The 14,498-nt window shown below is 71.1% G+C and carries 10 protein-coding genes; all 10 read left to right on the forward strand.

Translation table 11 applies throughout. The features are described 5' to 3' along the window. Positions 1–21: 21 nt before the first annotated feature. The 10 genes from ychF (at position 22) to KIK05_RS21525 (ending at position 14,440) form a co-directional block, all read left to right on the forward strand. Positions 22–1,098: a redox-regulated ATPase YchF gene (ychF, locus tag KIK05_RS21480; RefSeq protein ID WP_214412572.1), complete on the forward strand. Its 1,077-nt coding sequence runs from the start codon at positions 22–24 to the stop codon at positions 1,096–1,098. Positions 1,099–1,384: 286 nt separating this feature from the next. Next, entirely contained in the window at positions 1,385–1,855 is a 471-nt protein-coding gene (locus KIK05_RS21485; RefSeq protein WP_214412573.1) for a DIP1984 family protein, read from the forward strand. 1,073 nt (positions 1,856–2,928) lie between these two features. Next, on the forward strand, positions 2,929–3,852 hold the full coding sequence (locus tag KIK05_RS21490) for a conjugal transfer protein (RefSeq protein ID WP_308250049.1): 924 nt from the start codon (positions 2,929–2,931) through the stop codon (positions 3,850–3,852). 108 nt (positions 3,853–3,960) lie between these two features. After that, positions 3,961–4,233, forward strand: coding sequence for a hypothetical protein (locus KIK05_RS21495; protein ID WP_250563201.1), 273 nt, complete (start codon positions 3,961–3,963; stop codon positions 4,231–4,233). A 38-nt stretch (positions 4,234–4,271) separates the two neighbouring features. Then, positions 4,272–7,367: a conjugal transfer protein gene (locus KIK05_RS48215; protein ID WP_214412576.1), complete on the forward strand. Its 3,096-nt coding sequence runs from the start codon at positions 4,272–4,274 to the stop codon at positions 7,365–7,367. 171 nt (positions 7,368–7,538) lie between these two features. Next, on the forward strand, positions 7,539–7,685 hold the full coding sequence (locus KIK05_RS21505; protein ID WP_214412577.1) for a hypothetical protein: 147 nt from the start codon (positions 7,539–7,541) through the stop codon (positions 7,683–7,685). Continuing rightward, the gene (locus KIK05_RS21510; RefSeq protein ID WP_214412578.1) at positions 7,685–10,168 is read left to right on the forward strand and encodes an ATP-binding protein; all 2,484 of its coding nucleotides are present in this window, start codon (positions 7,685–7,687) and stop codon (positions 10,166–10,168) included. Before KIK05_RS21505 ends, KIK05_RS21510 begins: the two co-directional genes overlap by 1 nt. Beyond that, positions 10,165–12,696, forward strand: a complete 2,532-nt coding sequence (locus KIK05_RS21515; RefSeq protein WP_250563202.1) for a type IV secretion system protein — start codon at positions 10,165–10,167, stop codon at positions 12,694–12,696. The genes KIK05_RS21510 and KIK05_RS21515 overlap by 4 nt, the downstream gene beginning before the upstream one ends. Before the next feature lie 2 nt (positions 12,697–12,698). Further along, positions 12,699–13,352 (forward strand): hypothetical protein, encoded by a 654-nt coding sequence (locus KIK05_RS21520; protein WP_214412579.1) that lies wholly within the window; start codon positions 12,699–12,701, stop codon positions 13,350–13,352. After that, positions 13,349–14,440, forward strand: a complete 1,092-nt coding sequence (locus KIK05_RS21525) for a C40 family peptidase (RefSeq protein WP_308250050.1) — start codon at positions 13,349–13,351, stop codon at positions 14,438–14,440. Before KIK05_RS21520 ends, KIK05_RS21525 begins: the two co-directional genes overlap by 4 nt. Positions 14,441–14,498: the final 58 nt, after the last annotated feature.

Consider the following 14,498-nt stretch of genomic DNA (forward strand, 5'->3'; position numbering starts at 1 on the left):
AGCCGCGTAAACTCGGCAAGCGTGAGCTTGAGCATCGGCATCGTCGGCCTGCCCAACGTCGGCAAGTCCACGCTTTTCAACGCGTTGACCAAGAGCGGGAACGCCCTGGCGGCCAACTACCCGTTCGCCACGATCGAGCCCAACGTGGGCATCGTGGGAGTCCCCGACGCACGGCTGCAGAAGCTGGCCGAGATCTTCGACTCCGCTCGCGTCCTCCCCGCCAAGGTCGAGTTCGTCGACATCGCGGGCCTGGTCAAGGGCGCGTCCGAGGGGCAGGGGCGCGGCAACCAGTTCCTCGCCAACATCCGTGAGACCGACGCCATCTGCCAGGTCATCCGGGTCTTCACCGACCCCGACGTCACCCACGTCGACGGCGAGATCTCCCCGCAGCGCGACATCGAGACGATCAACACCGAGCTGATCCTCGCCGACCTGCAGACGCTCGAGAAGGCCCTGCCGCGCCTGGCCAAAGAGGCGAAGTTCAACAAGGACCGCAAGGTCGCCCTGGAGGCGGCGGAGGCGGCGTCCAAGGTGCTCGATTCCGGCACCACGCTGTACGCCTCCGGCATGGACCTCACCGACCTGCGCGAGCTGCACCTCCTGACGGCCAAGCCGTTCCTGTACGTCTTCAACCTCGACGCCGACGAGCTCGAGGACGCCGCCCTGCGCGCCCGGCTCGCCGAACTCGTCGCGCCCGCCGAGGCCGTCTTCCTCGACGCCAAGATCGAGTCGGAGCTGGTCGAGCTGCCCGACGACGAGGCGCTGGAGCTCCTGCAGTCGGTGGGCCAGGAGGAGTCGGGCCTGAGCCAGCTCGCGCGGGTGGGCTTCAACACCCTGGGCCTGCAGACCTACCTCACGGCCGGCCCCAAGGAGAGCCGCGCCTGGACCATCCGCAGGGGCGCCACCGCGCCGGAGGCCGCCGGAGTGATCCACACCGACTTCCAGCGCGGCTTCATCAAGGCCGAGGTCGTCTCCTTCGACGATCTGGTCGAGGCCGGCTCCCTCGCCGCCGCCCGCTCGGCCGGCAAGGCCCGCATCGAAGGCAAGGACTACGTCATGCGCGACGGCGACGTGGTGGAGTTCCGCTTCAACGTCTGATACGTGACTCCTTGATCGATCGAAGCGGCTGATCAGAGCAAGAAACTCCAGGTCAGGGGTCAGTTTTAGAGGCTGGCCCCTTCCTGTTTCTCCGGCTGGGTCACCCTGTTTCCCTGCCCTGTGCTGGCTTGGGCCGGGCCCGAGCCGGCTCGCCCGTGTCGGCTCAGACAGGGCGAGACGAAGTCCAACGCGGCCGATATGTTCGTCCAAACGCGAAAAGCCCGTTGTGGGCCGAGTGGATCGGCCATACTCCTTCCGGATCTCACCGCGACGGAGGTAAGGGACCTTGAAGCTTGCCGAGGCGCTGGCGCTGCGCGCGGACGCGGTACGCCGGGTGGAGCAACTGCGCGCCCGTGTGGTCAGCACTGCCCGATACCAGGAGGGCGAAGTTCCCGCCGAGGACGCGGGGAGCCTGTTGGCCGAGGCCGGACAGGTCCTGGACGACCTTGAGTCGTTGATCCGGCGGATCAATCGGACCAACGCCGTGACGACGATCGATACGGGCGGTACTCTCACCGACGCGCTGGCGCGCAGGGATGTGCTGCGGCTGCGTCACGGGTTGATCACCGCGGCGGCCGACGCGGCCGCCGGCCGGGACCAGCGGGAATATGTCCGGCAGTTGCGGTCCGAGCTGATGATGCTGTCCGCGCTTCCGGTCGCGGAGCTTCGTGCTCAGGCGGATGCGCTGGCGCGCGAGATCCGCGAGCTCGATGTGCGGATCCAGCGGTCGAACTGGGAGGTGGACCTGCTGGACTGAGCAGAGCGCGATGTGGAGCAGGTAGTCGTTCACGGAGGCGTGCACAGACCGCGGGTCGGCGGTTCCGGCCCTCTTCTTGGCGCGTGGAGAGCAGCGCGGGGTTCGACTCCCCAGAATCACGGAGCAGCTCAGCACCGCGCACAAGTGATCGTGCACTGCGCACAGCACACAACCACGTGCAGATCCGTGACGGTGAGGGTGGGGTCGGGGTACCTCCACATCGCAGCCCGCCGGTCCGCCGGCGCCCAGGCGTGGTCGTCGTGCGCCATGCGCCACGGCAACGTGAGCCCCATGTGCGCTGATGCTCCCCTTCGCGAGGACGGTAGGGCTCCTGATGAGCTTCTGTGTCTGCACGTGCGATCCGATGCGTGCAGTCGGTCTCACCCGCTTGGGCGAACGCTTCGTCTGGTGGGTACCAATGCGTGGCCGTCAGGTAATCCAGGTGGGACGCCCGCCGCGCGTAGTCTCCAATGCTTGGGTCGGCAGTGCGCCCCGGTGGGGCGTGCTGAGGGCGTACGCCTGTGCCGGCCCGCAGGAGAGAGCAGCCTGGCGGAAGGGAGGCCGGTGCGTGCGGACGGTTCGCAGCCTCCCGGCCGAGCCCGCCGCCGTCGTCACAGAGAGGTCCGCGCGCAGTGCCGTGGCCCCTGTGAACTGGAACGACGCCTCCATCGTCAGTCCGTTTTGCTGCCATTTCCCGTCTGGTGCGAGCTTAATCCTTACAGCGACGTCTCTTGCGGAGGTATGCCCTGACTCGCCACCGGACATATGCCCCCTGGCCTGCGTGAACCGGGCGGTCGCGTACCCGAAACGGGAGGAAGACCGACTTGGTCTGCTACGGCGATGCCTGCAGCATGGGCGTGGCTTTCCTGGAAGAATTGGTGGGGCCGCTAAGGTGAAATCATCACCATGGATAACAGGAACGACGGTAAGACGATTGCGCGCCAGCCGGGGGGATCGGCGCGAGCGGAGGCGTGATGGCTCGCAGGTCAGACGTCCAGCACGGTCCGCGGACCGCTGGCGAACCCGAGCATTCGACGTACCCTCCGTCGCCCTATGATCCCGATCCTGACCACGTGACGGCACGAGGACGCGGCGCCTCCCGGCGCGGCGCATGGTCCGGCGGGGGCGGGCGTTGGCTCGTGTGGACCGGCAGGGCGGTGCTCTGGGCCCTCATCATCGTGATCGTCGTCAACGGCGTCCGCGCGCCCATCGAGCGACTGGCCCAGCCGAGCGAGCCCAGCGGTCCCACGGCCACCCCGACCGATTTCGGGTTCCCGAAGACGGAGGCGGGGGCGTTCGCCAGCCAGTTCGCCGCCGCGTATCTCAATTTCGACGGCTCCAAGCCCGACGAGAGGGCCGAGCGGCTCAAGCCGTTCCTTCCCGAAGGCGGTGGCCAACTGGGATGGAACGGATTCGGCCGCATGTCGGCGGGCGCTTTCCAGGCGTCGGATGTCCAAGTCAGCGATGCCCAAAATGCCGTTGTGACGGTTTTCGCCCAATCTGGCGCACAACGCTGGAAGCTTTCCGTCCCCGTTTATTACACCGACCACAAGTTCGTCGTGTCCGGCGAGCCCGCGCTGCTGCCGGCCGGAGACGCCGCCGGCCTGCCGCAGCTTCCCGAGCCCGAGCACGACGACACCACCGAGAGCGAACTGCGCCCTCAGCTCGAAGGCTTCTTCAAGGCCTACGCCTCCGGCGACGCCACCCAGCTGCAGCGCTACGTCGCCCAGGGCACGACGCTCGACGGCTTCGGCGGCAAGGTGAGCCTGGGTGAGCTGAAGAGCGTCACGGCCCCGCCCGGGGGCACCACCCGCGAGGTCACCGCCGTCGTCGTGTGGACCGTCCCCACGGGCTCGACACCGAGTCCGTCCTCCACATCCACCGATCCCGGCGCCCAGGCCGCCGGCCTCGAGCAGGCGTACCGGCTCGTCGTCGAGAAGCAGGGCGACAACTGGTACGTCAAAGACATTCGCGGCGCGACGCGGTCCGCGGGGTGAGGCCGGGGCGGAACTGGGGAGCCAGGGAGCAGCAAAGGGAGCGCGGGCCGCTCCGCGTACCGGCCGGCGTGACCACAAGCAGGAGGACGAGAGTTGATTCTGAAAGTCATGGCGGAGAACGCCCTGGAGCTCCTGACGCCGTCGGCGCCCCCGACCGGCGGGGTGAACACCGCGGGACTGGCGGACTTCCTGCGGAAGTTCTTCGCCCCGCTGTTCCTTGTCGTGGTCTCCGTGGTCGCGATCTTCTTCCTCTTCACGCGAGAGATCACCAGATTCGTGCAGTTCATCATCCTGGCTGTCGCGATCGGCGTGATCTTCTACGTGCCCAACGTCATCGAGGTGACGGCGAAGGCCATCGCAGGGGCGCTCGGCATCAAGTGAGCGTGACCTGACGGCCGTGCGAGGGAGAGGAGGATCGGGTGGACCTGCCTACCTATACCAATATCTGGCGGATTGAGAAGCGGCTCTACAAGCTGTACGACCTTCGGCTGCCGATGCCGCTTCCGATCGTCTGGATCGGTGTGTTCCTGGGCGTGCTGGTCCCATGGTCGATCCTTCTGGCGGTCCTCGGGATGCCCTTCGAGACGCCGTGGCACGTGGTCTATCTCGTGCCGCCCGGCATCGTGACGTGGCTGTCGACCCGTCCGGTGATCGAGAGCAAGCGGCTGACCGAGCTGCTGCAGTCCCAGATCCGCTACATCGGCGAGCCGAAGACGTGGGCCCGCCTGGCGCCGCTCCACGAGCCCGACGAGATCACGTTCACCGCGAGGGTGTGGCGGGCGGCTCCGCAGGCCGCTCAGGTCCTGTCCGCTGACACGGTGAAGTCCACCTCCCGGTCCCGCCGCGGCACCAGGGCGAAGCCCAAGCACACCGCTCCGCGTCGCCGTCCGCTGGAGGCCCTGGCCCCCAGGCAGTTGCCTTCCGTCAAATCCCGCCCCGCCGCGTCCCTCGCCGGTGCGACCGCCTCGGAGGAGCGCCTCCGGGAGGCCCCGGCACTGGGAACGGCCGGCACCGTGGTCGAGCGGCCGCGCATCACCTGGGGCGATGTCGTCACCGAGCCGGCGCAAGCCCTCGCGCCGGCCGCCCCGGTGCCCACCGGCGTGCCCCCCAAGCCGCGGTCCGGCGAGAGCCCGGAGCCGGCGGGCGAGCACCCGGCGTCCCCGCCGCAGCGGGTGCCCGAGCGGGTGGAGAACGTCCGTGAGCGCGCGCTGGAGACGGCGGTGGCGGCCACGCCCGAGCGGGCGGAGAACGTCCGTGAGCGCGCGCTGGAGACGGCGGTGGCGGCCACGCCCGAGCGGGCCGTCGAGCTGCAGGGTCTCGCCACCGAGGCGCACGGCTTCGCCACCGGTGCCGTCGAGGCGCATGGTCTCGCCACTGGGGCCGTCGAGGCGCAGGGCTTCGCCGCCGAGGCGGTCGAGGTGCAGGGCTTCGGTGCCGAGGCCGTCGTGCCTGTCGCGCACCCGCCCGTCCGCACCCGGCTGACGCTCCCTCCCGAAGTCTCCAACGCCTTCACCCGGCCGGCGGAACCGCCCGCGGCGGAAGCCGAAGGCGAAGTCCCGTCCGGAGACGGGGCGGACGCCGAGGCCACGGCCCCGCCGCCCATCGGCCCCCCGCGTGAGGCCGAGGTTCCGTCGCCCGTGAACACCCCGCGTGAGGCCGAGGTTCCGTCGCCCATCGGCACCCAGCGCCAGGCCACGATTCGGCCGTCCGCCGGTGCGCAGAGTCAGGAGCCGGCTGCCGTCCCGCCGTCCGCCGGTGCGCAGAGTCAGGAGCCGGCTGCCGCCTCGGTCCCGCCGCCCATCGGCACCGAGGCGCTGCGCCGCCTGCGCAGGCTCGCCGCTTCCGCCGAAGGCAGGGCGGGCGGCGCCGCACCGGCCTCTGAGACACGCGGCCCCGCCGGCGCCGGTAGGCAGCGATCCGAAGGGCTGGAGCGTGAGGAGCAGGCGGTTCCCCAGGAGCGTCGCACGTTCTCCCTGGAGAGCATCGGGCTCTCCGACCGGCGTGAGTCCCTCCCGGGGGGCTCCGGTGCCGCTGAAGAGACGGACGGTCGCGAACAGCACCGCAAGGGACAGCCACCACGCCCCACGGCCCGCCCCACGCCGTTCAAGGGCGGTCTCGCCGTAGAGCCTCCGTCCCCGGCAGTCCTCGCCGAAAACGCCGAACGGCCGGTCGAGAGTCCGGTGACGCGTGTCGAACGGCCGGCGGAGAGTCCGGTGACGCGTGTCGAGCGGGCGGACGGCTCGGTCAGGCCGGGGACGCGTCCGGAGCGGCCGGCGGAGAGTCCGGCGAAGCGTGTCGAGCGGGTGGAGAGCCCGGTGACGCCGGTGGAGAGTCCGGTGGCGCGTCCGGAGCGGCCGGTGGAGAGCCCGGTGGCGCGTCCGGAGCGGCCGGTGGAGAGTCCGGCGAAGCGTGCCGAGGTGCCGGCGGCCAGGGCCGAGGAGCGTCCGAGGGTTCCGTCGCGGTCGGCCGGGCGGGAGCAGGCGGCGCCGCCGCTGTCCATCCGGGCGGTCCCGGCGGGTTCCGGCGCGAGTGCCGATCCGGCCGTGCCGTCGGTCCCCGTCCCGGGACCTCGTGCCGGGGACGAGCCGAAGGTCCGCCGCGTCGAGTCGGTCGTCGGACGCGACCAGACCGGTGGGTGGCGGCGCCTCGCGCAGGTCGTGGTCGGTGGCGGCGGACCGAGCCGTAACGACGGCATCGAGACCGACGAGGCCAGGGCGCGCACCGTGCTCACCGGCAGCCGCCGCGTCGTCGTGCTGGGCTGCACCGGTGGCGCGGGACAGACCACGACCGCGCTGATGCTCGGCCACACCCTCGCCCGCTACCGCGACGACCGGGTCCTCGCCGTCGACGCCAACACCGGCGACCACACGCTGACCAGCCGCATCCACGCCGAGTCGCCGGAGACGCTGACCTCGCTGCTCTCCGGGCTCGACGGTGTGGGCGGCTACCTCAGCATGCGGGCGTACACCACGCGATGCGAGTCCGGCCTGGAGGTCGTGGGGTCCGACTCCGACGCGGCGGCCGCGCGCAGGCTCGCCGACCGGGGACTGCTCTCCGACCAGCGGCTCGGACAGGCGATGCGCATGCTCGACCGGCACTACCGGCTGATCCTGGTCGATCCCGCCGCGTCGGTGGCGGCGCGCATGCTGCCGTACGCCGACCAGCTGATCCTCGTGGCGCCCGCCAGCGAGGACGCGCCGGAGGCGGTGGCGATGACCTTCGACTGGCTCGACGGGCACGGGTCCACCGAGCTCCGGCGGCGGGCGATCATGGTGATCAACGGCGTCAGCCGCCGCAGCATGGCCGGTGTCGAGCAGGCCGAGGCCGTGGCCCGCGGCCGCTGCCGGGCGATCGTCCGCGTTCCCTGGGAGGACGAACTCGCGCCCGGGCACGCCGGGCCCGTCCAGCTGACCCATCTGCGCGCCGGTGGACGCAGGGCGTACGTCGCGCTGGCCGGGGTGGTGGCGAGCGGCCTCGCCTCCACCTCTCACCCGAGCGAGGAGGTGGCCCGATGACGAGACGGCGAGGGTGGAGTCGGGAGAGAGTAGGGCAGTGATGAGGCGGCGGGTCCGGAGCGAGGAGGAAGTGGCTCGGTGACGAGGGAGCGGGAGCCGCGGCCGGAGGCCGGCGGCCGGTCGTGCGGCGTGGAGCGGCGGCCGTACCGGCATGCGCCCACAGTGCCGAGCGTGAAGCGGCGTGCGTGCCTCGAGCTGCGGCCGTACCGGCACGCGCCCACAGTGCCGAGCGGGGAGCGGCGGGCGTGCCGGTCCGTGGTCGAGCTGCGGGCGTGCCGGGCTGTGACCACGGTGCCGAGCGGGGAGCGGGACGGCTGATGGGAAGATCGTCGCGGTCGAGGAGCAGGCTGGCCGTACGCTACTTCGACGATCGGATCCTCCTCACCGACTCGTCCGCGTGGGCGTATTTCCGGCTCCCGACGGTGAGCTACGAGTTCATCACCGCGGAGGAGCGCGAGGCGCTCGCCACCAACATCACCATCGCCCTGGCCGCCATCCGCATGCCCGACGCCGAGGTGCACCTGCGGGTGGCACACCGGGCCTACGCGGCCGCCGAGTGGGCGATGGCGCTGAACGCCACCTCCGACGAGGGGGAGGGCTGGCGCGAGTACCTCGAGGACATGTACCGCCACGTCTGGGCGAAGGACTTCTGGACGAAGGAGGTCTACCTCGGGGTCCGTCTCGGGCCGCGCGGCGCGCAGCTCGGCACCGGTGTGCTGGCCCAGATGTTCGGGTTCTACCAGCGCAGCGAGAAGGCCCTCGGCCTGGAGGACGACCACGTCCCCGACGCCGAGATCAACAAGTGGACCGAGCAGGCCGAGCGCCTCGGCCGTGCCCTCGGCACGAGCGCCCTGTACGCCAGGCACGCCACCTCCGGCGAGATCGCCTGGCTGTTCCGGCACGCCGCCTCCGGCTCGCTCGGCGACCCGCCGTCGTCGGCCACCCCGTCCCGCCGCTGGGGCAAGGGCGAGGTGGAGTCTCTGGTGGAGGGCCAGATCCACAACGGCCGCTCGTTCCTGCGCATCGAGCAGCCCACGGGCGACTCCTACGTCGCCCACCTGTCGTTCGCCAGGTTCCCCGACCTCATGCCGTTCCCGGACGGCGAGCCGTGGCTGCACTTCATGGACCAGTTACCTTTTCCGGTGGAGGTCAGCTCGCGGATGCGCCTGATTCCCCCGATCAAGGCGAGCAAGGACGTCGCGCGCAAGCTCGCGCACGCCCGCGACATGGACATCCACATCCGGGAAGCCGGTGCCGAGGCGCCGATCGCCCTGGCCGAGCAGATCGACGCCGCGCGCATGCTTGAGCACGGCATCACCAAGGAGCGCCTGCCCTTCGTGTACGGGTGGCACCGGCTGATGGTCGCCGCGCCCACGGAGGAGATGTGCGTGCAGCGGGTCGAGGCCGTCGTGGAGCACTACCGCGACATGGGCATCGACATCGTCAACTCCACCGGCGACCAGTTCTCGCTGTTCTGCGAGGCGCTGCCAGGGGAGCGGGTGCGGGTCAACGCCTACGCCCAGCGGCAGCCGTTGCGCACGATCGCGGGCGGCATGGCCACGGCCACGGTGGACCTCGGCGACCGCATCGACGAGAGCGGCGCGGGGTGGGCCGGCCCGTACATCGGGGAGACGCTCGGACGTGCCCGTTCGATCGTGCACTTCGACCCGCTGGTGGCCGCCACGCGCAACCGGCCGACGGCCATCGCGATCACCGGTGAGCCCGGCGGCGGCAAGACCACGCTCGCGCTGCTGCTGATCTACCAGATGGCGCTGCGCGGGGTCACGGTGGCGGTCATCGACCCCAAGGGCGACGCCGAGTCGCTGGTGCAGCTGCTGCAGAGCCGGGGACGCAAGGCGCGCATCATCCCGCTGGGGTCGGCCGCGCCGGGTCTGCTCGACCCGTTCTCGTTCGGCGACGACATCGCGGCCAAGAAGACCATGGCGACCGAGACGCTGCGGCTGCTGCTCCCGCGCATGTCCGAGGAGCGGGAGTCGGCGATGATCCAGGCCGTCTCCGCGGTGTCGAACGCGCCCGATCCTTCGCTGGGCAAGGTCGTCGACTATCTGGAGCAGGCCGAGGACGCCGCGTCCCGCAACCTCGGCGCCGTGCTGCGCTCGATGGCCGAGATGCGCCTGGCCCGGCTGTGCTTCGACCCCTCCGGCGGGGAGCAGATCGACACCGAGGGGTGGACCACGGTGTTCACCCTCGGCGGGCTCACGCTGCCCGACGTCACCACCGTCCGCGACGACTACTCCTACGAGCAGCGCCTGTCGGTGGCGTTGCTGTACCTCGTCTCGCAGTTCGCCCGGCGGCTGATGAACGGCCTCGACCGCCGCGCCCCCAAGGCGATCTTCCTTGACGAGGCCTGGGCGATCACCTCGACCCCGGAGGGCGCCAAGCTGGTGCCCGAGGTCTCCCGTATGGGCCGGTCGAGGAACACCGCGCTGGTGCTGGTCTCCCAGAACGCCGGTGACCTGCTGAACGAGCAGGTCACCAACTGTCTCTCCTCCGTTTTCGCCTTCCGCTCCACCGAGCGCGTCGAGGTCGACCACGTCATGGCGCTGCTGGGTGTGGAGCCCTCCGAGGAGCACAAGGCCGCCCTGCGGGCGCTGGGCAACGGCGAGTGCATCTTCCGCGATCTGGACGGCCGCGCCGGCCGCATCGGGGTCGATCTGATCTCCGATGAGCTGCTGCGCTGGCTGGACACCAATCCGACCCACGACAAACCCGACGAGAACATGCATGATCCTCGTGGGCGAGCGAGCAGGCGGGCGGCTGCGCAGGAGGTGCGGTCATGAGTGATCCTCAGGGCTCAGAGGTGTCCGGGCGGCGGTCGACGATGTTCCGGGGCAGGCTCTCCTGGCTGCCGCGCCGGGCGTCGGCCGGGTCCGGTTCACGTCGTACGGCCCCCGTGGCCGGGCGGCGGGTGCGGCGGAAGATCTTCCTGATCCTGGCGATCCTCGCGAGCGTGCTCGTGGTGCCGATCGCCTTCTCGCCCACCGTGGCGAGCGCGGCCGGGCCGTGCGACCTGTCGCCCGACCTGGCCCCCGAGATCGTCGGCGGCGGCGTCGACGGTCTCGTCAAACCGCCTCCGCCCGACGCGTCCGGGGCGGCGGCAGGTGCGGCCACGACGACCGGCACGGCGGCCACCCCGCCCGTGGGCGGCGGCAGCGCCTCCACGACCGCCGGCACGGCCGTGCGCGAGCCGCTGACCAACTACGACCGGTACGGCATGTCCGGTCAGTTCTGGCACACCTACGGCCTCGGCTGCACCGACGTGGCGGCCGTCTTCGGCAACGCCTGGGCGAACACGGTGTTCCTGTGGGCCAAGGCCATCGACCGCATGACGATCACGACCTACCAGGCCGCGGCCACCGAAGGACCGCTCCAGTCGATCAAGGACGTGGTCGACGACATCGTCACCAACCTAGCCAACGCCATGTACTGGCCGTACCTGCGGGTGGTGATCCTCCTCGCGGCGATGTGGCTCGCCTGGTACGGGCTGATCCGCAAGCGGGCGAGCACGACGGCCGAGGGCGTCATCTGGATGATCCTGGCCGTCACCGTGGCCGTCTGGTTCTTCAGCCGTCCCGGCGACTTCACCGGGCTCGGCAAGACCGTGACCGACAAGACGGCCGAGGTCGTCAACTCGGCCTTCGGCGGCCTGCCCGGTGCGGGCGGCGCGTCCTGCCTGCCGCAGAAGGGGCAGAACAACGCCAAGTCCAGCCCCGGCGGGTACGCCCAGAGCGGCACGCCCGGTGTCGAGCAGAACGCCGACGCCCTGTGGTCCACCCTGGTCTGCAAGCCGTGGCTGATGGGTGAGTTCGGCACCGCCGACCCCAAGGCCCCCGTCGTGAACGTCATGGGGCCCAAGCTGCTCGACATCCAGGCGATCGACGTGCAGGAGCAGAGCTCCGACCAGAAGCCCAACCCGGGCGCCTACCAGGCGAGGTACGAGCAGGAGATCGCCAAGCCGCTGGAGAGCACCCCGGTGTTCACCCTGTTCCAGGGTAAGGACTGGACCAGCAGGCTCGGCATCGCGATCGGCGCGCTCCTGGCGGCAATGGTCGCCGGAGTGCTGATCTTCCTGGTCGCGGTGTCGCTGATCGCCCTGAAGATCGGGTTCCTGCTGCTGCTCATCCTCGGGCCGGTGTTCCTGCTGATCGGCGTCCACCCCGGCTCCGGGCGCATCATCGCGATGCGCTGGGTCGAGATGCTGGTCGGCACGTTGCTGCGGCAGGCGGTGCTCGCCCTGGTGCTCGGCGTGCTGGTGTACGGCTACGCGCTGATCATCGCGACGAACCTGCCGTGGGGCATGCAGATCATGTTCATGGCGCTGCTGACGATCGCGGGGTTCTTCTACCGGCGTCCCTTCCAGCACCTGTTCGCCTCGATGGACGGGCACACGCTCACCACCAGGATGCTCGGCGAGGCGGCCAGCGCGCCCACCCTGTCGCGCGCCGCGAACGCCCTCCCGCCGGTCGCGGCGGCGCGCATGGGCCGCTGGGGCCTGCGCAAGGCCGAGCCGGTCATCAACGCGGCGGCCATGGCGGCCGGCGGCGCGGCGGCGGCCACGGCCACCGGGGTCGCGCAGGGCCGCGTCCGGGGCGAGGACGTCACCCCCGGCGCCACCCAGCAGGTGGGCACCCGCGTTCCGGCGGGCGCCCAGCCCGCGCCGCTCGACGCCGAGGGGCAGACGGGAGCGCGACGCAAGGCCGGACGCGGCACGGCGGTGCAGCGGCCCGGCGCGGCCCCGCCGCTCAACCTGTCCGGACGCCCCAACGGCGCCGGCGCGCCCGGCGTCCAGCGCCCGGCCACCCGTACGTCCACCGGTTCCGGCGCCGCCGCGGCGTCGGGCTCGGGCGGTGCCACGGGCGGCTGGTTCGGCGGCGGCTCCGGCGGCTGGGCCTCGCGGTCGAGCTCTTCGGGAGGGTCCTCGGGCGGCTCGTCGCGCCGGTCGGAAGGCTCGGCGCCGAAGGCGCCACGGTCGACGGCGGGCGGCCCGCGCGGCCTGCTGGGCGGCGGCTCGTCCGGTGGCTCCTCGGGCCGTTCGTCGGGCGGTTCCTCCGGCCGGTCCTCCGGTGGTTCGTCCGGGCGTTCGTCGGGCGGGTCGTCCGGCGGGTCGTCCGGTGGTTCGTCGGGCGGGTCCGGCTGGCTGTCCGGCGGGTCGTCGAACGGGAGGTCCTCCGGCTGGCTGTCAGGTAGCGGGCGTTCCGGCGGCGAGGAGCCACCGCCGCTCTGGCTGCCACCGCGGTCCGAGTCCTCACGCCGTGAGGACGAGTCCTCGCCCTTCTGGCTGCGACCGGCGAACCGCGACAAGGACTGACGATGGTGCAGGGCAACGACCGGCGAGGGCTCGTCTTCGCCGGTGTGGTCGCCGCGCTGGCGGCCGTCGGCATCTACCTGTCGATGCGGCCCGTGGCCGGCGGCACGCCACAGGCGCTGCCGACCGGCAGGGCGGCGGCGGTCTCGCCGACCGCCGCCGCGCCGCCGTCGGCCGATCCGTCCGCGACGCCGATCAGCCCGGGGGCGTTCGACATCTACAAGTACCTTCCGGTCAGCAAGGAGCAGGTCGCCCGGGCGGCCGATCTGGCCCAGCGGTTCGCCGTCTCCTACGCGACGTTCCGCTACGACGAGGACCCCGCGTCGTACGCCGAACGCCTGAAGGGCTTCACCACGGTGGACTTCGGCGCGATGCTCGCCCGCGACGTCACCACACCGGCGACGGTCGAGCAGAACCGCACCGACGAGGTCGTCTCCCAGGGGTCGGCGCGGTTGAAGACCATCCGTGGCATCGCAGGGGGGTCGATCGTGTTCGTCGTCACCGCCGTGCAGCACATCACCGCCAAGAGCGGTCCGCAGGAGCGTAGCGCCGACTACGCCGTCACCCTGACCCAGGTGGGCGACGGTTGGAAGGTGTTCGACCTGCAGCCCGCCGACGCGGGACAGGACGGGGACAGCGGCGACGGGACAACGCAGTGAGCTCCCGGGTCCGGCTCGCGCTGCTCGTCGGGCTCGCCGGCGTGGTGCTGGTCACCCTGGTGATGGCGCCGATGCTGATGAGCTCGTTCCCCTCGTTCATCGGCGGCGGCACCACGGGCGGCGACTGCGCCGACGACGGGGCCGTCACCAAGGTCACCAACGTCTCCACCACCGCCCAGTCGGACATCCCGACCGACTACCTCGACCTCTACAAGAAGTGGGGCAAGAAGATCGGCGTCCAGTGGACCGTGCTGGCCGCCGTGGGCAAGCGTGAGACCGACCACGGCCGCTCGAACATGGCCGGCGTCAAGAGCGGGACGAACTACGCCGGGGCCGCCGGTCCCATGCAGTTCCTCATCAGCACGTGGGGCGGCAAGGCGAAGATCAAGATCCCGTCGAAGTTCAGCGGGTACGCCTCCGACGGCGACGACGACGGATGGGCCGACATCTACAACCCCGCCGACGCCATCCTCGCCGCCGCGAAGATGCTGAAGCACAACGGCGCCCCGGGCGACCTCAAGCGGGCGCTCTTCGTCTACAACCACGCGATGTGGTACGTCGAGCAGGTGCTCGAGATCGCCCGCAAGTACGCCTCGGACGGCACCCTCGACGTCCCCGCCGAGGCCGACCCGGCGTGCGACCAGCCGCTGGTGGAGGCGGCGCCGACCGACGTCGTCAAGAAGATCCTGGAGTTCGCGCTGGCCCAGCGCGGCAAGCCGTACATCTGGGGCGGCACGGGCCCGGCCGGCTTCGACTGCTCGGGCATCATCTACATGGCCTACCGGGCGGCAGGGCTTTCGATCCCGCGGACGACGTTCGGGCAGTTCCCGTTCGGGGTGAAGGTGACCAAGGGCTCGGAGCAGCCGGGAGACCTGGTGTTCTTCAACGCCGGGCCCGGCACGTCCGCGAACACTCCCGGGCACGTCGGCATGGTGGTCTCGCCCGGCAAGATGATCGAGGCCCGGTGCACGCTCTGCGGCCCGATCAAGGTGACGACGTACCGCGATCGCCCCAACATCGTCGGCTACACCCGTCCCCTCCAGAACCCGGACGTCCTCTCCCAGCTCAAACGCCTCGGCCTGACCTGACGTCGGCGGGTTTGCCGGCGTTCGGGCTCCATGGGGGCGAATCACCCTGCTCGTGCCG

Source organism: Sphaerisporangium fuscum (assembly GCF_018531465.1).
GTDB classification, from domain to species: Bacteria; Actinomycetota; Actinomycetes; order Streptosporangiales; family Streptosporangiaceae; genus Sphaerisporangium; species Sphaerisporangium fuscum.